Raw genomic sequence first — 22,170 nt, forward strand, 5'->3', positions numbered from 1 at the left:
GCCGGGACGGCCGTCAGTTCACACGAGTGGGGCTGACGGGGTTATTGGAACCTGTCGTCGGTAACAGGATGCTGAGGTGGGGATGACGATTTTGATAGGGAGGGGGTTGGGCTTTTGTGTAGGAGCGAGCTTGCTCGCGAACGGAGTTCCCCCGGTTGCAACGGAGCCTTGGATTGACTCCGTTCCCTCTCCCCAGCCCTCTCCCTGAAGGGAGAGGGGGCTAGTTCGTGCCGAGAGGCGGTGTGGTTTCATCCTGATACCCGTGTAGTAGCCGGCTAACGCCGAAATACCCGAGCACACCGAACGGTCCCCTCTCCCTTCAGGGAGAGGGTTAGGGAGAGGGCGCTCTTCAGGCCAGGCACCGAAGCCACCGGGAAACCGGGTTCGCGAGCAAGCTCGCTCCTACGCAAAAGCAAAACCACCCCCGCAAACGAAAAAGGCCCCCGCAGGGGCCTTTCTCCACAGCCGAACCTCAAAGCACCCGCAACGGGTACTCCACTATCAACCGCACCTCGTCCAGGTCCGACTCGAAGGCCGTGGCCCGGGTCGTCGCCTGGCGCAGGCGGAAGGACAGGTCCTTCAGGTTGCCGTTCTGCACCACGTACTTCGCCTCGACGTCGCGCTCCCAGCGCTTCTGGTCGGTCAATGGATCGCCGTTCCCGTCGCGGCGCATGTAGACCGCGTTGGCGTGGCTGTAGTCGGCGTCGCTGCCGCGGGCGTAGCGGGTCATGAAGCTCAGGCCGGGGATGCCGTAGGCCTGCATGTCGAGGTCGTAGCGGAGCATCCAGGAGCGCTCCTTCGGCGAGTTGAAGTCGGTGTACTGGATGGAGTTGTCCAGGTAGATCGAGTCCGACTGGCGCAGATAGTCGAAGTCGTTATTGCCGTTGTTGCGCTGGTGGCTCAGGGCCAGGGTGTGGGCGCCGAAGCGCACGCCGAGCTTGCCGCTCCAGATGTTGGTGTTGAACTCGCCGAGCAGCTCGCGGCCGCCGTCGTCCACCGACTTGTAGTAGGTGAAGCCGCCGATCAGGTCCAGGCCGTCGGCCAGCGGGTAGGTCGCCGAGGTGGCCGCGTAGTACTGCTTCCAGGCGTCCTTCAGGCGGCTGCCGTAGAGGCTTACGCTGACCTGTTCGGTGAGCGCGTAGTCGCCGCCCAGGTAGGCGACCCAGGGGGCGTCGACGGGGCCGGCGTAGAAGGTCGCGAAGCCTTCGCTCATCTTGCGCTCGTTGGGCTGGCTCATCGAATGCAGGCGCCCGGCCTGCAGGTCCAGGCCCTTGATGCTGGCGTTGTTCAGGGTCACGCCGCGGAAGGATTCGGGCAGCAGGCGCGAGTCGCCGTAGTGCACCACCGGCGTCTGCGGGAACACGTCGCCGATCCTCACCTCGGTGTCGAACAGGCGCAGCCTGGCGGCGCCGCCGGCCTTGGCGTATTCGTCCTGGGTGCGGCCCCGGGCGTCCACCGGCAGCACGTCGAACGAACTGTGCCCGCCGTTGCGGCCGTCGCCGCTGTCCAGCTGGATGCCGAGCATGGCGAAGGCGTCGACGCCGAAGCCCACCGTGCCCCGGGTGTAGCCGGACTGGTAGCGGGCGAAGAGGCCCTGGGCCCAGGCCTCGGAGTAGCCGTTGCCCTTGGGGCTGGACTGGCCGTGGCGGTCGTCGCGGTTGAAGTAGAAGTTGCGGTTGAGGATGTCCAGGCGCTGGCCTTCGAGGAAGCCCTCGGCGCCTTCCTCGGCGCCGGCCAGGGGGCTGGCCAGCCCGGCGGCGAGCAGGGAGAGGGCCAGGGGAATGTGCCGCTGTGTCATCGATCGCTCCATGGGGTGTTGGGCGGCTGCCGGAGAGGCGCCGCATCGTTGTTGTGCACCCGCAGCGGCTGGGAGCCGCGCGCAGGCAGGCTCCATCCTGATGACGGCGGAATGACGCGGAGATGAGGCGGACATGACAATTCCGTCAGCCGGCGAACGGCGGACGAAGACGGGAGCGACTGCGGAGATGAAGAAGGCGGGGGGACCATTATCCCCCCGGTGCCTGCGCGTCCGGGGGTGTGGACGGGGCACCGAGGCTTTGCGGCAGGAGCCGCCCTGCGAGGGGAAGGTAATCGACCTTGTCTTGTGGACAAGGTCGGACCCTGCGGCCCACCGAGGGGTACCTGACAAGTAGTCCCGGCAGGCACGCGTGGGTGGCGAAACGATAGAAGCTGGCCTTGTGCCGGTCAATCGGAAATGCCGAACGGACGTTCGATATTCGCCCTTTCGATGGTTGGCACCCCGTCGATCGGCAGGATTTATCGTTAGCTGGCTATCGGCAGGGGGCTATACTCCTGTAACAGATTGTGTCGGCAAGCTGCCCGAGTGCGGCCTGCCGCACCTCGTCCGGTGGCGAAAGGGACGGCCGCCGTACAACGCCAACAACAGTGTCATCGACGAGAGAACCCGCATGAACGCACCCGTACCGCATTACTCCGCCGAAGAACGCGCCCGACGCATCTTCGCCATTGTCGGCGCCTCCTCCGGCAACCTGGTGGAGTGGTTCGACTTCTACGTCTACGCCTTCACTGCCATCTACTTCGCCCACGCCTTCTTCCCCTCGGGCAATCCCACGGTGCAGCTGCTCAACACCGCCGGGGTGTTCGCCGCCGGCTTCCTGATGCGCCCCATCGGCGGCTGGATGTTCGGCCGCATCGCCGACAAGAAGGGCCGCAAGACGGCGATGATGATCTCGGTGCTGATGATGTGCGGCGGCTCCCTGGCCATCGCCGTGATGCCCACCTACGAGACCATCGGCGTGCTGGCGCCGGCGGCGCTGCTGCTGGCGCGGCTGTTCCAGGGCCTGTCGGTGGGCGGCGAGTACGGCACCAGCGCCACCTACATGAGCGAGGTGGCGCTCAAGGGCCAGCGCGGCTTCTTCGCCTCCTTCCAGTACGTGACGCTGATCGGCGGCCAGCTGCTGGCGGTGCTGGTGGTGGTGATCCTGCAGCAGCTGCTGAGCAACGAGGAGCTGCGCGCCTGGGGCTGGCGGATTCCCTTCGTGGTCGGCGCCATCACCGCGGTGATCGCCTTCTACCTGCGCCGTTCGCTGAGCGAGACGGCCAAGGACGAGAACCTGCACCGCGCGGAGTCCGGCACCCTCACCGAGCTGTTCGCCCACCACAAGCGCGCCTTCTTCACCGTGCTCGGCTTCACCGCCGGCGGCTCGCTGATCTTCTACACCTTCACCACCTACATGCAGAAGTACCTGGTCAACACCGTGGGCATGGACGCCAAGGTGGCCAGCGGCGTGATGACCTTCGCGCTGTTCGTCTACATGTGCATGCAGCCGCTGTTCGGCGCCCTCTCCGACCGCATCGGGCGCAAGACCTCGATGCTCTGGTTCGGCCTGCTGGGCATGCTCTGCACCTGGCCGATCCTCTCCGCGCTCAAGACCACCACCAGCCCCTACATGGCCTTCGTGCTGATCATCGCGGCCATGGCCATCGTCAGCCTGTACACCTCCATCAGCGGGCTGATCAAGGCCGAGATGTTCCCGCCGCAGATCCGCGCCCTGGGCGTGGGCCTGTCCTACGCGGTGGGCAACGCCATCTTCGGCGGCTCGGCGGAATACGCGGCCCTGGGCCTGAAGAGCCTCGGCGTGGAGTCGTACTTCTACATCTACGTCTCGGTGATGTGCGGCGTGGCGCTGGTGGTCTGCCTGCTGCTGCCGGACCTGCGCAAGGTCAGCTACCTCAACGACGAGGACTGACGGCGCGCGGGCGGTGGAGGCTCAGTCCTCCACCTTGCCGCGCAGGCGGCTGTTGGGCAGCGCCAGGGCGATGAGCAGCGCCAGCACGCCGACGCCGGCGTTGACCAGGAACAGCCGGCGGAACACTTCGTCCAGCAGCAGGCGGCGGTCCTCGTGGCCGGGGCCGGCGAGGCTGGCGAGCAGTTCGTTGGCGGAGATGCCGTGGCCGAAGCCCTGCCCGGCCGCCAGCGGCTGCAGCATGGCCAGGAGGATCGCCGACATCAGGGCGACGCCCACCGCCCCGCCGAGGGAGCGGAACAGCGTGGTGTTGCTGGTGGCGACGCCCAGGTGGCTATGCGATACGGCGCTCTGCGCGGCCACCAGGCTGGTGGGGAACTGGGTGCCGGCGGCGGTGCCGCACAGCAGCATGAACAGCCCCGACAGCCAGAAGCTGGACGGCGTGACCAGGGCCAGGCCGGCCACCGCGCAGGGCAGCAGCAGCGCGCCGGCGACTATCTGCGGCTTGTAGCGGCCCAGTATGGTGGTCAGGCGCCCGCAGCAGTAGGCGCCGATCGGCACGCCCATGGCCAGCGGCAGCATGTGCAGCGCGGCGCTGTCGGCGCCGGCGCCGGTCACCGACTGGAAGCGCAGCGGCACCAGCACCGACAGCGAGATGATCTGGAAGCTGGCGAAGAAGCCGACCATCCAGCTCAGCGTCGCCGCGCGGATGGCGAACAGCTGCATGGGCACCAGCGGCTCGGCGGCGCGGCGCTCCTGCAGGACGAACAGCACCAGCAGCACCAGGGCCGCGGCGAACAGCCCGAGCAGCTGCGCATCGCGCCAGTCGGCGCCCTGGCCGACGTCGGTGATGGCCAGCAGCAGGCTGCCCAGGCCTGCGATCATCAGCAGCGTGCCCAGGTAGTCGATGCGCGGCCGCCGCCCCGGCACCGGCAGGCCCACCAGGGTGCGCCGCGACACCGCGAAGGCCACCAGGCCCACCGGCAGGTTGATCAGGAACACCCAGCGCCAGGACAGGTACTCGGTGAGCAGCCCGCCCAGCACGGGGCCGGCGATGCTCGCCACCGCGTACATGCTGCTGAAGTAGCCCTGGTAGCGGCCGCGTTCGCGCGGCGGGACTATGTCGCCGATGATCGCCTGGCTCACCGACATCAGCCCGCCGGCGCCCACGCCCTGCAGCACCCGCGCCAGCACCAGCTGCTCCATGCTCTGGGCCAGGCCGCAGAGCAGCGAGGCGAAGGTGAACAGCGCGGTGGCGAAGAGCATCAGCCGGCGCCGCCCGTAGAGGTCGCCGAGCTTGCCGTAGATGGGCATGGAGATGGTCATGGCGACCATGTAGCCGGAAATCACCCAGGCCAGCAGGTCGAAGTTGGCGAAACCGGCGGAGATGGCGGGCAGCGAGACGGCGACTATGGTCTGGTCGAGCGCGCCGAGGAAGATCGCCAGCATCAGCCCGATGAGGATGGTGCGCACCGGCGGACGCGGGTGGCTCAGGGTATTCAAGCAACCCCCTTGAGGACGAGCGAATTTGTTGGGACGGGATGGATGCTTAGCAGTCTAACGGATTGTGCCTGCGGCGCGCTGCCGCACTTTTGCAATCCGGTAAAGGCTCTATCTCGATATGGACACGCTGACTGTCAGAAATCTCCTGCTACGCTTTTGCAGCGCTCCGTTCGCACCTGCCGCCGAATCCACCGATAGACGAAGGGCGGGAACACCCATAGGCGAAGGCTATGAGGGTCCTGTTCTATAGTTTTTCTGTTCGTGACCAGGAGGAATGCATGAAAGCCAACCTGCCCTCTGAGTTGCTGTCCCTGCAATTGCCGTTGCGCATCCGCATCGGCGATGCCCAGGCCTTCGACCTCGGCCCGGACCCGCAGGTGACGCTGATCGTCCGCGATCCGACGCTGCTGGCCGAGATCAGCCAGCCCAGCCTGGACGCCCTCGGCCGCGCCTACGTCGAAAAGCGCATGGATATCGAGGGGCCGATCGGCGACGTCATCGCCATGGGCGATGCCCTGAGCGAGGCCCTGGGCGTCGACGACGGGCCCGCCGACTTCGTCCGCGAAAGCCACGACAAGCGCACCGACGCCGAAGCCATCCACTACCACTACGACCTCTCCAACGACTTCTACAAGCTCTGGCTGGACCCGGAGATGGTCTATTCCTGCGCCTACTACGAGACCGGCACGGAAGACCTGGCCACCGCCCAGTTGGCCAAGCTGCGCCACCTGTGCCGCAAGCTGCGCCTGAAGCCCGGCGAGCGCCTGCTCGACGTCGGCTGCGGCTGGGGCGGCCTGGCCCGCCTGGCGGCGCGCGAATTCGGCGCCGAGGTCTACGGCATCACCCTGAGCGAAGAGCAGCTCAAGCTCGGCCGCGAACGGGTCAAGGCCGAGGGGCTGGAAGGTAAGGTGAGGCTGGAGCTGCTGGACTACCGCGACCTGCCCCGCGACGGCCGCTTCGACAAGGTGGTCAGCGTGGGCATGTTCGAGCACGTCGGCCACGCCAACCTGGGCCTCTACTTCCAGCAGCTGTACGACGCGGTGCGCCCGGGCGGCCTAGTGATGAACCACGGCATCACCGCCAAGTACACCGACGGCCGCCCGGTGGGCCGCGGCGCCGGCGACTTCATCGACCGCTACGTGTTCCCCCACGGCGAGCTGCCGCACCTGTCCCTGGCGGTGTCGCGCATGAGCGAGGCGGGCCTGGAAGTGGTCGACGTCGAGGGCCTGCGCCTGCACTATGCGCGCACCCTGGACTTCTGGAGCGCCAGCCTGGAAGCGAAACTGGCCGAGGCCGCCAAGCTGGTGCCGGAGCAGGCCCTGCGCATCTGGCGCTTGTACCTGGCCGGTTGCGCCTACGGCTTCAAGAAGGGCTGGATCAACCTGCACCAGATCCTGGCGAGCAAGCCGCACGCGGACGGCAGCCACGAGGTGCCGTGGAGCCGGGAGGATATCTACGCCTGAGGCGGGGCCGTAGGCGCGGGCCCTGCCCGCGATTCGCGCGCAGGGCGCGCTCCTACATGGGCACGGTGTTGGGGCATCTCGTAGGAGCGGATCTCATCCGCGAATCGCGCCGGAACCTCCGGCTATCGCGGACAAGGTCCGCTCCTACAGGCTCCGGCAAACACAACGCCCGTAGGATGGTGTTGAGCGAAGCGATACCCATCGCCATCACTGCCGGATGGGTTCGGTGCGCACCCCGAAGAGCGCCCTCTCCCTAACCCTCTCCTGAAGGGCGAGGGGACCGTTCGGAGTGCGTGGGTATTCCTGAGTCAGCCGGCAGCACCGAAGGTTTCCGACTGAAACCATCACTTCTCTCGGCACGGACAAGCCCCCTCTCCCTTCAGGGAGAGGGCTGGGGAGAGGGAGCGTAGTCACCCCAAAGCACTACTGCATCCGGCATGCTCCATTCCCAAGCAACCCTGCTTCCTCTGCGGCACAATACGCCCCCTCCAGCCCCCGCCCGGATGCTCTCCCGTGCCCACCCTCCAGGAACTCCCCCTCACCCAAGCCCCCTGGCCCCTGCTCCTGCTCGCCGACCCCAGCCGCGAGCAGATCGAACGCTACCTCCCGCAATCCCGCCTGCTGGCGCTGGTCGAGGGCGAGGCAGTCCGCGGCGTGCTGGCGCTGACACCGGTGAGCTGGGGCGTGCTGGAAGTCACCAACCTCGCCGTGGACGAGGCCTGGCAGGGGCGTGGGCTGGGCAAGCGCCTGCTGGCCGCGGCCATCGACGCGGCGCGGGCGGCCGGGGCGTTGCGGCTGGACATCGCCACCGGCAACTCCAGCCTGGCGCAGTTGGGGCTCTACCAGCGCATGGGCTTTCGCATCTGCGCCGTGGAGAGCGACTACTTCAGCCTCAACTACCCCGAGCCCATCGTCGAGAACGGCATCCCCTGCCGCGACCGCCTGCGCCTGAGCCTGGTGCTCTAGTCGGTCAGCGCCTGGTAGAGGGTGTCGACGTTGCTGCGGTACAGGCCCAGGTAGGTGCTGGCCGGGCCTTCGCTGGCCAGGGCGTCGGAGTGCAGGGTGCCGCCGATCTTCGCGCCGCTTTCCTCGGCGATCTGCTGCATCAGCCGCGGGTCCTTGATGTTCTCCACGAAGACCGCGCGAATGTGCTGCTCGCGGATCTGCCGGATCAGCTCGGCGACTTCCGTGGCCGAGGCCTCGCGCTCGGTGGACAGGCCCTGGGGCGCCAGCAGCTTCAGGCCGTAGGCCTGGCCGAGGTAGCCGAAGGCGTCGTGGGAGGTGACCAGGGTGCGGCGGTCGGCGGGCAGGTTGCCGAGCTTGTCCTTGGCGTAGGCGAGCAGCGCGTGGGCCTGCTTCAGGTAGGCCTCGGCGTTGCGCCGGTAGTCGGCGGCATTGGCCGGGTCGAGCTTCTCCAGCGCCTTGGCGATGTTGTCGACGTAGATGTCGGCGTTGGCCAGGTTGTTCCAGGCGTGCGGATCGGGGATGGTCTGGCCGTCCTCCTCCAGGCTGCGCGGGATCACGCCGTGGCTGGCCTGGATCACCTGCGCGCGGGTCTCGGTGCTCTTCACCAGGCGGTCGAGCCAGGGTTCGAAGCCCAGGCCGTTCTCCACCACCAGCTGCGCCTGGCGCACGGCGCGGGCGTCGTCCGGGGTGGTCTCGTAGGTGTGGGCGTCGCTGTCGGGGCCGACCAGGTTGTTCAACTGGATGTGCTCGCCGCCGACCGCGCGGGTCATGTCGGCGAGGATGCTGAAGCTGGTCACCACGCGCGGCTTCTCGGCGGCGGGCAGCGACAGGGGCAGGCAGAACGCGAACAGCAGCAAAAGGGCGCGCATGGCGGGTTTCCTTGGGTGGAGGGTCATTGGGGGATGGGCAGCAGGCCGCGGCGCAACAGGCCGTGCACCGGGCCGAACAGCACGGAGAACAGGTAGAACAGGCCGGCGAGCAGGACGATGGCCGGCCCGCTGGGCAGCGACCAGGCGTAGGACGCCGCCAGGCCCAGCCACACCGAGAGCGCGCCGATGCCCGCGGCCAGGGCCAGCAGCGCCGGCAGGCGGCGGCTCCAGAAGCGCGCGGCGGCGGCCGGCAGCATCATCAGGCCGACCATCATCAGCGCGCCCAGGGCCTGGAAGCCGATCACCAGGTTGAGCACCACCAGGCCGAGGAACAGCCCGTGGGCGAAGGGTCCGAGGCGGCTGACGCTGCGCAGGAACAGCGGGTCGAGGCTGTCCAGCAGCAGGCTGCGGTAGATCAGCGCAAGCACGCCGAGGCTGAGCGCGGCCACGCCGAGCATGCCCAGCAGGGTCGTGCGGTCCACCGCCAGGGCCGAGCCGAACAACAGCTCCAGCAGGTTCAGGCGCTTGCCGGCCAGGCCCAGCAGGAGCACGCCGCTGGCCAGGGAGATGGGGTAGACCGCGGCCAGGCTGGCGTCCTCGCGCAGCCCGGTGTGGCGCGTCACCCAGGCCGCCAGGCCGGCCACCGCCAGGCCCGCGCCAAGGCCGCCGAGGGTCAGCGCCGGCAGCGACAGCCCGGCCAGCCAGAAGCCGATGGCGGCGCCGGGGAGAATGCCGTGGGCGATGGCGTCGCCGATCAGGCTCATGCGCCGCAGGATCAGGAACACCCCCAGGGGCGCCGCGCTCGACGCCAGGACCACGCCGCCCAGCAGCGCGCGACGCATGAAGGCGAATTCGACGAAGGGCTGCCACAGCGTGTGCAGGACCATCACGCCACCCGCGCCAGGCAGCGGCTGGCGAGCAGCTCGCGGCTGCTGCCGTGGCGGCAACCCTCGGCGGCCACGCACAGGCAGTCGGGGACGCGCTCGCGCACCGCGCCCAGGTCGTGGCAGACCAATAGCAGGGTGCGGCCTTCGCGGTGCCAGGCGTCGATGTGCTGCCAGAGCAGCGCCTGGCCGGCTTCGTCGAGGCATGCGTCGGGCTCGTCGAGCAGCAGCAGCGGGCTGTCCAGCAGGCTCAGGCGGGCCAGCAGGGCGCGCTGCAGCTGGCCGCCGGAGAGCGCCGCCAGCGGGCGCTGCTCCAGGCCCTCCAACTGCCAGTCGGCCAGCGCCCGGCGCAGCTTGTCGCGGCGCTCGGCGGTGGGCAGGCGGCTGTTCCAGAAGCCGGCGCCGACCAGCTCGCCGAGGCCGATGGGGAATTGCCGGTCGAGGGCCTGCTGCTGCACCAGGTAGCCGATCTCCCGCGGCCGCAGCTGGACGCGCACGCGCCCGGCCAGGGGCTTCTGCAGCCCGGCGATGACCTTCAGCAGGCTGCTCTTGCCGCAGCCGTTGGCGCCGACGATGGCGGTCAGGCTGCCGGCGCCCAGGTCGAGGTTCAGCGGCGGCGTCAGCGGCAGGCGCGGCGGCCCCCACTGCAGGGCCTGGCAATGGATCATGGGGCCTCCCTGCGCCACTGGCTGCGGGCCACGGCGTCGTGGGCGTGGAGGCTTTCGGCGTGGACCACGCTCAGCGCGAAGGCCTCCAGTTCCCCGCGTTGCGCCAGGGCGCGGTGCAGGCGGCGGGCGGCGTCTTCGCAGAACATCAGGTTCTGCCCATTGGCCAGGGCGAAGGCCTGCTCGTCGGCGCGCTTCACCGCGGTCTGCACGGCGGTGCCCAGGGCGGCCTCGGCGCAGTCGAGCAGCTCGCGCAGCGGCAGGCTGTCCAGGCCCTCGCGCAGGTGCAGATGCAGGTCGGCGAAGCTGCGCTGGCTGTGGGGCGTGGCGACTATGCCGGCGCTGCTGCCGAGCCAGGTGTGGACTTCCTGGTGGCTGGGCGAGCGGTCGGCGAAATCCTCGGTGAAGCGCTGCTGGATCAGCTGGCGCGCCAGGGCCGCCGAGCAGGGGCAGGTGGAGGAATAGGCCAGGCGCAGGCGCAGCTCCAGGCGCAGGCCCTGATCGTCCAGGCACGCGTGGACCTCGCAGGGGTACTGCTTCCAGCCGCTGAGCGGGCTGACCAGCGCCGGGCGGCTGAGCAGGGCGTCGAAGGCCAGGCGCAGGCTGGCGCGGCGCGACAGGCCGGCGTGGCTGGCGAGGAAGTCGTCGAGCACTTCGCGCAACAGCTGCGGGCCCAGCTCGGCCTGCTCCAGGCGGGCCAGGGCCAGGTACAGGCGCGACATGTGGATGCCCCGGGCGGCGGCGGCGTCCAGGCTGACGCCGGCGTCGGCCAGCGCGTTCAGGCGTTCGCCGTGCAGGCGCATCGGCAGGGCGATGCCCTGCATGCCGACCCAGTCCAGGGCGAGGGTGTCGGACGCGGCCTGGCTGGCGACGTCGGGGAGAAAGGCGGTCATGGGAATGGCTGGCACTGGTGAATGTTATAATATAACGTATTGTTTCCTACTCCTTCCTGCAAGCGCCATGAATCGACGCCGCCTGCTGCAAACCTTGCTCGCCAGCGCCGCCTGGCTGCCCGCCCTGGACGTTTTCGCCGGCCCGCGCCTGCTCGGCGCGCGCAGCGAGGCCATGGCCGGGGGCCTGCGCCTGGTCCTCGACCTCGACGGGCCCTTCCACTACCGCACCTTCACCCTTTCCGCGCCGGAGCGCCTGGTGGTCGACCTGGACGGCGCCAGCCTGGGCACGCCCCTGGCCTCCCCTGCCCCGTCCGGCCCGCTGCGCGGCCTGCGCAGCGGGCGCCTGGCCGACGGCGGCACGCGCCTGGTGCTGGACCTGGCCGAGCCGGTGCAATTGCAGGCCTTCGCCCTGGGGCCCCAGGCCGGCAGGGGCCATCGCCTGGTGCTCGACCTGCATCCAGCAGGGGCACCTGCCCCGGTCGCCACGGCGAAGCCTGCCGGCAAGGGCCGCGACATCCTCGTGGTGGTGGACGCCGGCCACGGCGGCAAGGACCCCGGCGCCCTCGGCCCGCGCGGCGAGCGGGAGAAGGACGTGGCGCTGCTGATCGCGCAGAACCTGGCGCGGCGCATCGACCGTCAGAGCGGCTTCAAGGCGCGCCTGGTGCGCAACGTCGACGTGTTCATCCCGCTGCGCCAGCGCGTGGAAGTGGCGCGGCGCTGCAACGCCGACATGTTCGTCTCGGTACACGCCGACGCCGCGCCCCGCCGCACGGCCTCCGGCGCCTCGGTGTTCGCCCTCTCCGAGCACGGCGCTACCTCGACCCTGGCGCGCTTCATGGCCGAGCGCGAGAACGGCGCCGACCTGATCGGCGCCGCCGGCAACCTGCCGCTGCAGGGCAAGGACCCGGCGCTGGCCAAGGTGATCCTCGACATGTCGCTGAGTTCCACCATCGCCTCCAGCCTGGACCTGGGCCACAGCGTGCTGCGCAGCCTCGGCGGCATCACCCGGCTGCATCAGGAGCGCGTCGACCAGGCCGGTTTCGCCGTGCTCAAGTCACCGGACATCCCCTCGATCCTGGTGGAGACCGGCTTCATCTCCAACGACGCCGACTGCCGCCGCCTGCACGACGCGCGGCACCAGCAGGAGCTGGCCGGAGCGATCTTCGATGGATTGCACGGCTATTTCCGCCAGCGCCCGCCGGTGGGGAGCCTGCTGGCGGCGTTGCGGGAGCAGGGCAAGGCGTAGGGCGAGGAGCGGATTCATCTGCGATTTCGCGGCGGGGCTCGGCCTATCGCGGACGGAGTCCGCTCCTACGAGGAAACTCCGTGCTTCACGACAATTGTAGGAGCGGGCCCTGCCCGCGATTCGCGCGCAGGGCGCGCTCCTACAGGGGAATGGCGTGGGTGGGGCAGCGTAGGAGCGGATCTCATCCGCGAATCGCGCCGGAATGTGGAATACCGTGCTGCCCCGCGAACCGTAGGAGCGGACTCCGTCCGCGATTCCCCATGCGTCCGGCAGTGGCGTGGCCGGGCGCCTACCGCACCTGCTGGCTGCACCCGCTGACGCGCCCGCAGGTCAGCTTCGCCTGGCCGCCGCTGGAGCTGCTGAAGCGGCTGATGTGCGTCCAGCCGATGCCGCGGCTGGTGCCCAGCCACACCTGGCCGTCGCTGCTCACGCCGCTGAAGAAGGTCAGGCGCCCGTAGCGCGTGCCGGTCTGCGCCCAGCGCTGGCCGCTGGCGGCGTCGAAACCGCGCAGGTAGGTGTCGTGGCCGAGGGTGGCGATGCTGTAGTGGCTGCCGTCGCGGTCCATGCAGGCCAGCACGTTGGCCAGCCAGGCGCAGGCCGCCGGCGGCAGGCCGGGGAAGGCCAGCGGCGGCTCCCCCGCGGCCCGCGCCAGGGGCGCCAGGAGCAGCAGGCAGAGCGTCAGGGCGGCGGCTTTCATCGGGACCTCGGGGCGGGCTGGACGGGCCTCCATGGTACGCCGGCGGATTGTCGAATACGAAATGTTATATTATAACAATTCGATCCCGTCCTTCCGGAGACCGCCATGTCCCTGCAAGCCGAACCGGTCCTCAGCGAACGGCAACTGCTGGCACAACCCGCCAGCGCCTACATGAACGAGGCCCAGCAGGCCTTCTTCCGCGACCTGCTGCTGCGCCAGCGCGCCGAGCTGCAGGCGCGCATCGACAGCGAATTCGACGCGCTGCGCGAGGTGGAACGGCCCGGCGACGAGGCCGACATCGCCAGCCGCGAGGAGCAGCGCCAGTGGCAGCTGCGCCTGCTGGAGCGCGAGAAGAAGCTGCTGGACAAGATCGACCAGTCCCTCGAGCGCCTGGCCCGCGGCGAGTACGGCTGGTGCGCCGAGACCGGCGAGCCGATCGGCCTGCGCCGCCTGCTGCTGCGCCCCACCGCCAGCCTCAGCGTCGAGGCCAAGGAACGCCAGGAGCGCCGCGAGCTGCACCTGCGCGACGCCTGAAGAATCCATAACAGAGAGCCACCACCGTGAAGCAACGCCTACCCGTCACCGTCCTTTCCGGCTTCCTCGGCGCCGGCAAGAGCACCCTGCTCAACCAGGTGCTGAAGAACCGCGAGCACCGCCGCGTCGCAGTGATCGTCAACGACATGAGCGAGATCAACATCGACGGCAGCGAGGTGCAGCGCGACGTCAGCCTCAACCGCGCCGAAGAGAAGCTGGTGGAGATGAGCAACGGCTGCATCTGCTGCACCCTGCGCGAAGACCTGCTGCAGGAAGTGGCGAAGCTCGCCGCCGAAGGCCGCTTCGACTACCTGCTGATCGAGTCCACCGGCATCTCCGAGCCGCTGCCGGTGGCCGAGACCTTCACCTTCCGCGACGAGCAGGGCCGCAGCCTGTCCGACCTGGCGCGGCTGGACACCCTGGTCACCGTGGTCGATGGCCTGAACTTCCTGCGCGACTACCAGGGCAGCGACAGCCTGGCCAGCCGCGGCGAGAGCCTGGGCGAGGAAGACCAGCGCTCCATCGCCGACCTGCTGATCGACCAGGTGGAGTTCGCCGACGTCATCCTGCTCAGCAAGGTCGACCTGATCTCCAGCGCCGAGCGCGAAGAGCTGCTGGCGATCCTCCGCGGCCTCAACCCCGACGCCGAGATCCGCCCCATGGTCATGGGCCAGGTGCCGCTGGAATGGATCCTCGACACCGGCCGCTTCGACTTCGAGCGCGCCGCCCAGGCCCCCGGCTGGCTCAAGGAACTGCGCGGCGAACACGTGCCGGAGACCGAGGAGTACGGCATCGCCTCCCGCGCCTATCGCGCGCGCCGGCCCTTCCACCCGCAGCGCTTCCACGACTTCCTTGCCACGCCCTGGAGCAACGGCCGCCTGCTGCGCTCCAAGGGCTTCTTCTGGCTGGCCAGCCGCTACCGCGAGGCCGGCAGCTGGTCCCAGGCCGGCGGCCTGATGCGCCACGGCCTGGCCGGGCGCTGGTGGCGCTTCGTGCCGAAGGAACGCTGGCCGCAGGACGAGGACGGCCTGCGCCAGGTGATGCGCCACTGGAGCGCGGAGACCGGCGATTGCCGCCAGGAACTGGTGTTCATCGGCCAGGGCATCGACTTCGCCCGCCTGGAGGACGAGCTGGACGCCTGCCTGCTGGACGACGCCGAATTCGCCGCCGGGCCCCAGGCCTGGGCGCGGCTGGCCGACCCCTTCGAGTCCTGGACGGAGGACGCCTGATGCTCGCCCGGTCATTGCAATGCACGCCGCGCCAGGTGCTCGGCGACGACCCGCAGGTGCTCGCCGAGGTGCTGCACGACGGCGTCAACCTGGCGGTCTGGCGGCGCCGCCTGTTCCCCGAGCTGGCGGCCTATGCCGAGGCCCTGGTGCAGGACGAGGCGCTTTACGCCCGCCACGCGACCCTGGAGCTGGACGAGGCCGGGCGCAGCGACCAGCTGCGCGGCCTGTTCGACGAGAGCCCGGGCGCTACGCTCTTCGCCAACGACCTGGCCTGGCTGGTGGAGGCCTTCGCCTGCCTGACCGGCGCGCGCCGCGTGGGCCTGCGCCTGCGCAGCCTGGAGCGGGCCATGTGCCCGCGCTTCCACGTCGACCACGTGGCGCTGCGGCTGGTCACCAGCTACGCCGGCTGCGCCAGCGAATGGCTGGAGGAAGGCGCCCTGCCCCGCGACCGTCTCGGCGAGGCCGAGCCGGCGAGCATCCAGCGCCTGGAAGTGGGCGACGTGGGCCTGTTCAAGGGCGAGAAATGGATCGGCAACGAGGGCGCCGGCATCGTCCACCGCTCGCCCGCCCCGGCGCCGGGCACGCGGCGCCTGCTGCTGACCCTGGACTGGCTCTAGGCCGGGCGGCGCATGTCGATGTGCGGGATGTCGTCTTCCAGGTACACCTCGCCCTCGGCGACGAAGCCGTAGCGGCCGTAGTAGCCCTGCAGGTGCGCCTGCGCTGAGAGATACACCGGGCTGCCCGGCCAGCGCCGCGCCGCTTCGTCCAGGGCGCGCTGCATCAACTGGTGGCCGAGGCCGCGACCGCGCCCGGCGGCGGCGGTGATGACGCGGCCGATGACCACTTCGCCGTCGTGCGTCGTCGGGTCGAGCAGGCGCAGGTAGGCCAGCAGCTGGCCGCCCTCGTGGGCCATCAGGTGGCAGGTGTCGCCGGACAGGTCCTGGTCGTCGATGTCCTGGTAGGGGCAGTTCTGCTCCACCACGAAGACCTCGCAGCGCAGGCGCAGGAGGGCGTACAGCGTCTCCTTGCTCAGTTCGCTGTGGTGTTGGCAGCTCCAGGTGAGGTCCATGGCGTGAGGCTCCGGCGGCAGGTGGAAAAGGCCGCCCATCCTCTCACGCCCGGGCGCTTCACACAGCCACCCGCGGCCCCGTCGGCGACAGCCCGCCGAGGTGCCGACGCAGCGCCTCGATGGCCACCCGCACCTTGGCCGGCTGGGCGTCGCGCCGTGGCGTCACGGCGTAGATGCCGTAGGTGGGCAGGCGCCATTGCGGCAGCAGGCGCAGCAGCCTGCCCTCCTCCAGCGCCTCGCGCACTTCCGGCTCCGGCTGCAGCGACACGCCCAGGCCGTCGAGGGTGAACTGGCGCAGGGCGAGCATGCTGTTGGCCGCCACCCGCGGCTCCAGGCGCAGGCGACAGCTCTCCCCGTCCGGCCCGTCGAACTGCAGCGCCTGGCCGTGGCCGCGGGTGTTCAGCGCCAGCCAGTCGACCTGCAGCAATTGCTCGGGACGGTCGATTGCCCCGCAGCGGCGCAGGTAGGCCGGGGCCGCGCAGACCAGGTTCTGCCAGTCGCCCAGGTGGCGCGCCACCAGGCTGGAATCGGCCAGGTTGCCGACGCGGATGGCCAGGTCGATGCGCTGCTCGATCAGGTCGATCTGCTCGTCGTGGAAGAACAGCTGCAGGCGCAGCTGGCGGTGGTTCTCCAGCAGCGGACGCAGCGCCTCGGTGATCAGCCGCCCGGAAAAACCCACCGGCGCTGCCAGGCGCAGTTCGCCCACCGGCGCTTCGCGCCACTCGCCCAGGCGCTGCTCGGCCTCCTCGGCGATGGCCAGCATCTGCGCGCAACTGCGGTAGAAGGCCTCGCCGGCCTCGGTCAGCGTCAGCCGGCGGGTGGTGCGGTGCAGCAGGCTCACCTGGGCCTGCGCCTCCAGCTTGCGGATTTGCTGGCTGACCGCCGAGGGGCTCATGCCCAGGGCCTCGGCGGCGGCGGCCATGGAGCCGCGGGCGACCACGGTGGCGAACACGGCCATGCCTCGGAGGTTGTCCATTGTGAAGCTCCGCTTAAGAGTGAAAGGCACGATAGCCGGTTTTTCCCGGGCTTTCTTGCGCCTAGCATACGAAGCCTCTGAAAGAAGAGGATGAACGATGCCGACTTCCCGTGCCGACGTGCCCACCCCCGATGGCGCCCGCTACCTCAAGCGCCTGTGCAACCACTTCGCCCACAAGCTGCCGGTGGAGCTGAGCGAGGACAGCGGCGTGCTGAACTTCGAGTTCGGCACCTGCCGGCTCGAGGCCGACGCCGCCGCGCTGCACCTGCAGGCCGAAGCCGAGGACGCCGAGCGGCTGGCCCGCGTGCAGCAGGTGGTGGTCAGCCACCTCGACCGCTTCGCCTGGAAGGAAGGCCAGCTGCCGGTGAACTGGAGCTGAGCCCCCTGCCCTTTTCCCTTGCCGCCGTGGCCGCCGTGGCCGCCGCGGTTCAGCGCTGGCCGCTGAGAATCTGCTGGATCAGGCCGCTGGCCAGTTCGATCAGCAGGTAGTCGCCGTCCACTTCCTGCCACTGGTAGCCGTAGGCCGGCGGCGGCAGCTGGCGGCTGCGCCAGTCTTCCACGTAGTAGCGCTGCGCGCGGTATTCCGGCGGCAGGTACTGGCCGGTCTGCCAGTGCCGGCGCTCGGCCTCCTGGCGGCGCATGGCGTCTTCCCATTCGCGTTGCCGCTGCTCCTGCTGGCGGCGTTGCGCCTCTTCCCACTGACGCTGGCGCTCATCGGCCTGGCGGCGCTGCTCGTCCTGCCACTGGCGGTCGCGCTCGGCCTGCTGGCGTTGTTCCTCCTGCCAGCGCCGCTGCTGTTCCTGCTGGCGGCGCTGGGCTTCCTGGCGCTGCTGCTGCTCGGCCTGGCGGCGCTGTTCGTCGCGCTGGCGCTGGAACTCCTGTTGCTGGCGCTGCCGGTCCTCCATCTGCCGACGTTGCTGCTCGGCCATCTGCCGCTGCTGCTCCTGCTGGCGGCGCTGCTGTTCCTCGTTCTGCCGGCGCTGCTGCTCGGCCATCTGGCGTTGCTGTTCCTGTTGCTGGCGCTGTTGCTCCTGCCATTGCTGCTGTTGCTGGGCGTCGTTGGCGTTCCAGGCGAGGGCCGCGCCGGCGGGCAGCAGCAGGCCCAGGCAGAGGGCGCGGAGGGAGGCGGTGTTGGGCATGGTCGGGTCGTCGGGCAGGGCGGCGAAATGGCCGGGAAAGTCAGGAAAGTGGACAGGGAAATGCTGGGAAAAGTTCCGATCTTGGAAAAACGCGTCGCCGCATGAAAAGACGATTGGTCATCATTCGGTCGTAACTAGATCGATATTTCAATTTATGGTCGCAAATAGACCAAATTACCTTGAAAGATGCATTTGATCTATTTTTGTACAAAATTAATAAGTCAATACTTTGAAATATTTTGTAACCGTGTGGCCACTTTTACCCCGGGTTATCCACAGAATCGATGCGCAAAATTTGTACATCGCGGCCTTTTACCCGGTAGGCGGCCTGGTAGGGCCAGCGTTCCAGCGGCAATTCGCGCACGCCGGGCACCTCGCTGGGCCGACCGACGCTGCTCAGGCTGAGGTCGGCCAGCGCCTTCACCTGGCCGACCACGTCCTGGATGGCCTTCAGCGCCTTCTCCGGGCCGATCAGCACCACGTAGTGGTCGTACAGGCCGTCCAGGTCGGCCGCCGCCTTGTGCGTCCACTGCAGGCTCATGCCAGCCCCCACTTGGCTTCTATCTCGGCGTGCGGCAGCAGGTGCCCGGCGTTGGCGTCGGCCAGGCCCTCGTCGATGGCCGCCACGTGCCAGCTCTGGCGCTCCAGGTACTGCGCCAGGGCCTGGCGCAGGTGGTAGGGGCGGTCCCGGTGGGTGGCCCGGGCCAGTTGGTCCAGGGCCTTGGCCAGGGCGTCATCGGCGCGGAAGGAGATTACGGTGGTCAATTTCTGAGCAGTCCGTTTACGCTGTATACAGTGTCTACAACGATAACATAAGTATACGAATCAGGCACTTGGCGTTGGCGAGAAGGGCAATGGGAAGGAGAGGGCGCGAGTGCGGCCGGGCGCTGGCGCGGAACTGGCCAGGAAGGCGGAAAGGCCCGGCTGGCGCGGCTTCTAGGGCACTTTCGCGGCGGCGCAAGTTGGCTTGCCGCTTTCGGGATTTGCCGCCGCCGCGGGGCGGTCCAGGCTGGCGGAGCAGCCCCTTTCCCGCCAGGAGACGCCCATGCCCCATGACTTCCCGCAACCGGTGGACGCCGCCGAGGTCCCGCGCTTCGCCGGCATCCCCAGCTTCATGCGTCTGCCGATCTTCGAGGACCCGGCCCAGGTGGATATCGCCCTGGTCGGCGTGCCCTGGGACGGCGGCACCACCAACCGCGCCGGCGCCCGCCACGGCCCGCGCGAGGTGCGCAACCAGTCCAGCCTGATGCGCAAGGTGCACCACGTCAGCCGCATCGCGCCCTACGACCTGGCGCGCGTCGGCGACGTGGGCGACGCCCCGGTGAACCCCATCGACCTGCTCGATTCGCTCAAGCGCATCGAGGGCTTCTACCGGCGCATCCACGCCGCCGGCGCGGTGCCGCTGTCGGTGGGCGGCGACCACCTGGTGACGCTGCCGATCTTCCGCGCCCTGGCCGCCGAGCGGCCCATCGGCATGGTCCACTTCGACGCCCATTCGGACACCAACGACCGTTACTTCGGCGACAACCCCTACACCCACGGCACGCCGTTCCGCCGCGCCATCGAGGAAGGCCTGCTGGACCCGCGGCGCACCGTGCAGATCGGCATCCGCGGCTCGGTGTATTCGGCGGACGACGAGGCCTTCGCCAGGGAGTGCGGCATCCGCGTCATCCACATGGAGGAGTTCGCCGCGCTGGGCGTCGAGGCGACACTCGCCGAGGCGCGGCGGGTGGTGGGCGAGGGGCCGACCTACGTCAGCTTCGACGTCGACGTGCTCGACCCGGCCTTCGCCCCCGGCACCGGCACCCCGGAGATCGGCGGCATGACCACGCTGCAGGCGCAGCACCTGGTCCGCGGCCTGCAGGGCCTGGACCTGATAGGCGCGGACGTGGTGGAGGTGTCGCCGCCGTTCGACCTGGGCGGCGCCACGGCGCTGGTCGGCGCGACCATGATGTTCGAGCTGCTGTGCATCCTCGCCGACGCCCGGGCCCGGCGCCGCTGACCGCCGCGGGGGTTCACGGGGCGGCGCCCGCGGGGCTATAACGAAGGCCTGCCCCCGCCGCCGCGAGAACCCCCATGCTGGGCAACCTTTCCGACATCGACCTGCGCCTGCTGCGCACCTTCTGCGCCATAGCCGAGGCCGGCGGCTTCACCGCTGCCCAGGTGCGCCTGAACACCAGCCTGTCGCGCCTGAGCGTGCTGGTGCGCGACCTCGAACTGCGCCTGGGCTACTCGCTGTGCCGGCGCGGCAGCAGCGGCTTCCAGCTCACCGAGGAAGGCCAGCAGCTGTACGACGCGGCCCAGGGCCTGTTCGTCGACATCGAGCGCTTCCGCGAGCAGGTCACCGGCCTGGGCGGGCGCGCCCGCGAAACCCTGCACCTGGGCTGCGTCGACGGCGTGGTCGGGCAGCACTGCTGGGCGCTGCCGCTGGCCATCCGCCTGTTCCGCCAGGGCAACCCCGGCGTGCGCCTGAACCTGCACACCCAGCGCCCGGACGAGCTGGAGAACGCCGTGCTGGAAGAGCGCCTGCAACTGGCCATCGGCGCCTTCCACCATCGCCTGTCCGGGCTGCGCTACCAGTTGCTGTTCAGCGAGGAACAGAACCTCTACTGCGCCCCCGGCCACCCGTTCTTCGCCCGCGCCGACGACGAGCCGGGCCTGGAGGCGATCTGCGCCGCCGATTACGTCGGCCGCGGCTACATGGCCGAAAGCCGGCGCCCCCACGGCCTGGTGTTCAACCGCACGACCACCGCCTACAGCATGGAGGCCATCGCCAACCTGGTGTTCAGCGGCACCTTCATCGGCTACCTGCCGACGCCCTACGCCGCGGCCTGGGTCGCCGAGGGGCGGCTGCGGGCGATCCGCCCGGCGCAGCTGGCCTACCACTCGGAATTCCACTGCGTGACGCGCCAGGGCGCCGAACCGGGCGAAGCCCTGGGCGCCTTCCTCAGCGCGCTGGAACAGGCCCAGGCGCAACTGGGGCGGGGAGGGCTGGACTCATGAACGCACTGCACGCATTGCACGAGGACGGCTTCGTGCTGCTGCCCGGCCTGCTGGATGCCGCGCAGGTCGCCGAGGTGCGCGGGCTGATCGACGCCCTGCGGCCGATCCACTGGGACTACGAGGGCCTGGTGGACCACTACAAGTGCGTGTTCAACCGCTCGCCGCGCTGGCTGCCCTACCTCGACCCGCCGGGGCTGATCGAGGTGGCCGAGGCGGCCCTGGGCGCGGACTGCCACGTCATCGGCCAGACCGCCTGGCGCTGCCACCCCGGCTTCATCGGCGGCGACATGCACCAGGACTACCTGCCGCTGCGCCTGCCGGAAGCGCTGTTGCTGGGCGGCTTCGAGCTGCCGATGTTCATCTGCACGGCGCAGGTCTACCTCGACGACATCGACCACGACCTCTGCCCGACCTGGGTGATCCCCGGCAGCCACCGCGCCGGCCGCGCGCCGCACCCGGACGAGCGCAGCTGGCGGGGCAGGGCGGCCGAGCCGGTGCTGTGCCGCGCCGGTGATTGCCTGCTGTTCCGCAGCGACCTGTGGCATTCCGGCAGCCGTAACCTGAGCCAGCGCACGCGCTACCTGTTGCAGGTGCACTACGGCCGGCGCATGGTGGCGCAGAAGTTCTCGCCCTATCTCGACTGGTGTTTCGACCCCGAAGTGCTGGCCGCCTGCACGCCCCGCCAGCGCCGCCTGCTGGGCGACCACGAGGCGGCGGAATACGACTGAGGAGCCCGGCCATGAGCCAGACCCACCAAGGGGGCTGCCATTGTGGCGCCCTGCGTTATGAGTTCACTGCGGAGCTGGATGATGTCGGCCACTGCCATTGTTCGATCTGCCGGCGGAGTAGTGGGGGCATGGTGGTCACCTGGGCGACGGTGCCGCGCAGTAGTTTCCGTTGGTTGAAGGGGGCGCCGGCCTGCTATGTGTCGAGTCCGGGTAATCGGCGGTTGTTCTGTGGCAACTGTGGGGCGCAGGTGGTGTTCGAGACGGAGCGGACGCCGGAGACGTTGGATGTGACTGTTGCGACCTTCGATCATCCGGAGGTGGCGCCGCCGCAAAGGCATGTTTGGGTGAAGAGCCGGGTTGCTTGGCTGCATCTGGATGAGCAGTTGCCGGGAGAGGATGGGGAGGTTTTGTAGGCGCGAGCTAGCCGGCGGTTCTTGTGCGCTGGATCGGTTCCGTACCCTCTCCCCAGCCCTCTCCCTGAAGGGAGAGGGGGCTTGTCCGTGCCGAGCGGAGGCCTGGTTTCAGCCGGCAATCTCTGTGCTAGCCGGCTAACTCCAGAACATCAGTGCCTGCCCAAC

Annotated in this window: 24 protein-coding genes; 12 read left to right on the top strand and 12 right to left on the bottom strand. The window is 69.4% G+C overall.

The features are described from left to right. Positions 1-472: 472 nt before the first annotated feature. A complete protein-coding gene (locus tag QSJ95_RS01300) occupies positions 473-1,798 on the bottom strand; it encodes an OprD family porin (protein WP_134163347.1) in 1,326 nt (441 codons plus the stop codon). A gap of 631 nt (positions 1,799-2,429) precedes the next feature. On the opposite strand from QSJ95_RS01300, the gene QSJ95_RS01305 reads away from it, so the two are divergent. Beyond that, positions 2,430-3,731: an MFS family transporter gene (locus QSJ95_RS01305; RefSeq protein WP_009614611.1), complete on the top strand. Its 1,302-nt coding sequence runs from the start codon at positions 2,430-2,432 to the stop codon at positions 3,729-3,731. Between the two features lie 21 nt (positions 3,732-3,752). On the opposite strand, the gene QSJ95_RS01310 is transcribed toward QSJ95_RS01305, so the two are convergent. Next, positions 3,753-5,231 (bottom strand): MDR family MFS transporter, encoded by a 1,479-nt coding sequence (locus QSJ95_RS01310; RefSeq protein ID WP_009614612.1) that lies wholly within the window; start codon positions 5,229-5,231, stop codon positions 3,753-3,755. A 278-nt stretch (positions 5,232-5,509) separates the two neighbouring features. Here QSJ95_RS01310 and cfaB point away from each other — a divergent pair, with 278 nt between their 5' ends. Both cfaB and QSJ95_RS01320 read left to right on the top strand, forming a co-directional pair. Continuing rightward, positions 5,510-6,694 carry a C17 cyclopropane fatty acid synthase CfaB gene (cfaB, locus tag QSJ95_RS01315; RefSeq protein WP_285639324.1) on the top strand — a complete coding sequence of 395 codons (1,185 nt, stop codon included), beginning with the start codon at positions 5,510-5,512 and terminating at the stop codon, positions 6,692-6,694. Between the two features lie 513 nt (positions 6,695-7,207). Beyond that, the gene (locus QSJ95_RS01320) at positions 7,208-7,660 is read left to right on the top strand and encodes a GNAT family N-acetyltransferase (RefSeq protein WP_058487893.1); all 453 of its coding nucleotides are present in this window, start codon (positions 7,208-7,210) and stop codon (positions 7,658-7,660) included. On the opposite strand, the gene QSJ95_RS01325 is transcribed toward QSJ95_RS01320, so the two are convergent. Genes QSJ95_RS01325 through folE2 form a run of 4 tightly spaced genes read right to left on the bottom strand, consistent with a single transcriptional unit; the run spans position 7,657 to position 10,971 of the window. Then, positions 7,657-8,529, bottom strand: a complete 873-nt coding sequence (locus tag QSJ95_RS01325) for a metal ABC transporter substrate-binding protein (RefSeq protein WP_285639326.1) — start codon at positions 8,527-8,529, stop codon at positions 7,657-7,659. The two genes, QSJ95_RS01320 and QSJ95_RS01325, sit on opposite strands and share 4 nt — an antisense overlap. 23 nt (positions 8,530-8,552) lie before the next feature. Further along, a complete protein-coding gene (locus QSJ95_RS01330; RefSeq protein ID WP_069862806.1) occupies positions 8,553-9,416 on the bottom strand; it encodes a metal ABC transporter permease in 864 nt (287 codons plus the stop codon). Beyond that, the gene (locus QSJ95_RS01335; protein ID WP_285639328.1) at positions 9,416-10,081 is read right to left on the bottom strand and encodes a metal ABC transporter ATP-binding protein; all 666 of its coding nucleotides are present in this window, start codon (positions 10,079-10,081) and stop codon (positions 9,416-9,418) included. The genes QSJ95_RS01330 and QSJ95_RS01335 overlap by 1 nt, the downstream gene beginning before the upstream one ends. Further along, positions 10,078-10,971: a GTP cyclohydrolase FolE2 gene (gene folE2, locus QSJ95_RS01340; protein ID WP_285639329.1), complete on the bottom strand. Its 894-nt coding sequence runs from the start codon at positions 10,969-10,971 to the stop codon at positions 10,078-10,080. The genes QSJ95_RS01335 and folE2 overlap by 4 nt, the downstream gene beginning before the upstream one ends. A 67-nt stretch (positions 10,972-11,038) precedes the next feature. On the opposite strand from folE2, the gene QSJ95_RS01345 reads away from it, so the two are divergent. Beyond that, complete coding sequence (locus QSJ95_RS01345; RefSeq protein ID WP_285639330.1) at positions 11,039-12,217, top strand: N-acetylmuramoyl-L-alanine amidase; 1,179 nt, start codon at positions 11,039-11,041, stop codon at positions 12,215-12,217. A 289-nt stretch (positions 12,218-12,506) separates the two neighbouring features. Here QSJ95_RS01345 and QSJ95_RS01350 read toward each other — a convergent pair whose 3' ends face one another. After that, positions 12,507-12,914 (bottom strand): hypothetical protein, encoded by a 408-nt coding sequence (locus tag QSJ95_RS01350; protein ID WP_285639331.1) that lies wholly within the window; start codon positions 12,912-12,914, stop codon positions 12,507-12,509. A gap of 105 nt (positions 12,915-13,019) precedes the next feature. Here QSJ95_RS01350 and dksA point away from each other — a divergent pair, with 105 nt between their 5' ends. The 3 genes from dksA to QSJ95_RS01365 are packed head-to-tail and all read left to right on the top strand — an operon-like array spanning position 13,020 to position 15,294. Continuing rightward, the gene (dksA, locus tag QSJ95_RS01355; protein ID WP_285639333.1) at positions 13,020-13,448 is read left to right on the top strand and encodes an RNA polymerase-binding protein DksA; all 429 of its coding nucleotides are present in this window, start codon (positions 13,020-13,022) and stop codon (positions 13,446-13,448) included. A gap of 26 nt (positions 13,449-13,474) precedes the next feature. Then, complete coding sequence (gene zigA / locus QSJ95_RS01360; protein ID WP_043270024.1) at positions 13,475-14,677, top strand: zinc metallochaperone GTPase ZigA; 1,203 nt, start codon at positions 13,475-13,477, stop codon at positions 14,675-14,677. Then, positions 14,677-15,294, top strand: coding sequence for a DUF1826 domain-containing protein (locus QSJ95_RS01365; protein WP_285639336.1), 618 nt, complete (start codon positions 14,677-14,679; stop codon positions 15,292-15,294). Before zigA ends, QSJ95_RS01365 begins: the two co-directional genes overlap by 1 nt. Here QSJ95_RS01365 and QSJ95_RS01370 read toward each other — a convergent pair. Further along, the gene (locus tag QSJ95_RS01370) at positions 15,291-15,746 is read right to left on the bottom strand and encodes a GNAT family N-acetyltransferase (RefSeq protein ID WP_285639339.1); all 456 of its coding nucleotides are present in this window, start codon (positions 15,744-15,746) and stop codon (positions 15,291-15,293) included. The genes QSJ95_RS01365 and QSJ95_RS01370 overlap by 4 nt on opposite strands. Before the next feature lie 58 nt (positions 15,747-15,804). Beyond that, positions 15,805-16,722, bottom strand: a complete 918-nt coding sequence (locus QSJ95_RS01375; RefSeq protein ID WP_285639341.1) for a LysR family transcriptional regulator — start codon at positions 16,720-16,722, stop codon at positions 15,805-15,807. A 97-nt stretch (positions 16,723-16,819) separates the two neighbouring features. On the opposite strand from QSJ95_RS01375, the gene QSJ95_RS01380 reads away from it, so the two are divergent. Continuing rightward, positions 16,820-17,101, top strand: coding sequence for a DUF2218 domain-containing protein (locus tag QSJ95_RS01380; protein WP_009614626.1), 282 nt, complete (start codon positions 16,820-16,822; stop codon positions 17,099-17,101). Between the two features lie 49 nt (positions 17,102-17,150). On the opposite strand, the gene QSJ95_RS01385 is transcribed toward QSJ95_RS01380, so the two are convergent. From QSJ95_RS01385 to QSJ95_RS01395, 3 genes are all read right to left on the bottom strand, one after another. Beyond that, positions 17,151-17,861 (bottom strand): RcnB family protein, encoded by a 711-nt coding sequence (locus QSJ95_RS01385; protein WP_285639345.1) that lies wholly within the window; start codon positions 17,859-17,861, stop codon positions 17,151-17,153. 259 nt (positions 17,862-18,120) lie between these two features. Further along, a complete protein-coding gene (locus tag QSJ95_RS01390) occupies positions 18,121-18,402 on the bottom strand; it encodes a type II toxin-antitoxin system RelE/ParE family toxin (protein WP_009614629.1) in 282 nt (93 codons plus the stop codon). Beyond that, positions 18,399-18,626 carry a CopG family ribbon-helix-helix protein gene (locus QSJ95_RS01395; protein WP_009614631.1) on the bottom strand — a complete coding sequence of 76 codons (228 nt, stop codon included), beginning with the start codon at positions 18,624-18,626 and terminating at the stop codon, positions 18,399-18,401. Before QSJ95_RS01395 ends, QSJ95_RS01390 begins: the two co-directional genes overlap by 4 nt. A gap of 280 nt (positions 18,627-18,906) precedes the next feature. Between QSJ95_RS01395 and speB the strand changes: the two genes are divergently transcribed. From speB to QSJ95_RS01415, 4 genes are all read left to right on the top strand, one after another. After that, the gene (gene speB, locus QSJ95_RS01400) at positions 18,907-19,863 is read left to right on the top strand and encodes an agmatinase (protein ID WP_285639351.1); all 957 of its coding nucleotides are present in this window, start codon (positions 18,907-18,909) and stop codon (positions 19,861-19,863) included. Between the two features lie 74 nt (positions 19,864-19,937). Beyond that, a complete protein-coding gene (locus QSJ95_RS01405) occupies positions 19,938-20,864 on the top strand; it encodes a LysR family transcriptional regulator (protein WP_285639353.1) in 927 nt (308 codons plus the stop codon). Continuing rightward, positions 20,861-21,592 carry a phytanoyl-CoA dioxygenase family protein gene (locus QSJ95_RS01410; RefSeq protein ID WP_285639355.1) on the top strand — a complete coding sequence of 244 codons (732 nt, stop codon included), beginning with the start codon at positions 20,861-20,863 and terminating at the stop codon, positions 21,590-21,592. Before QSJ95_RS01405 ends, QSJ95_RS01410 begins: the two co-directional genes overlap by 4 nt. 11 nt (positions 21,593-21,603) lie before the next feature. Further along, positions 21,604-22,005 (top strand): GFA family protein, encoded by a 402-nt coding sequence (locus QSJ95_RS01415; protein WP_285639357.1) that lies wholly within the window; start codon positions 21,604-21,606, stop codon positions 22,003-22,005. Positions 22,006-22,170 lie beyond the last annotated feature (165 nt).

Origin of the sequence: Pseudomonas sp. NBRC 100443, from assembly GCF_030268185.1 — a bacterium.
Classification (GTDB): domain Bacteria; phylum Pseudomonadota; class Gammaproteobacteria; order Pseudomonadales; family Pseudomonadaceae; genus Pseudomonas; species Pseudomonas citronellolis.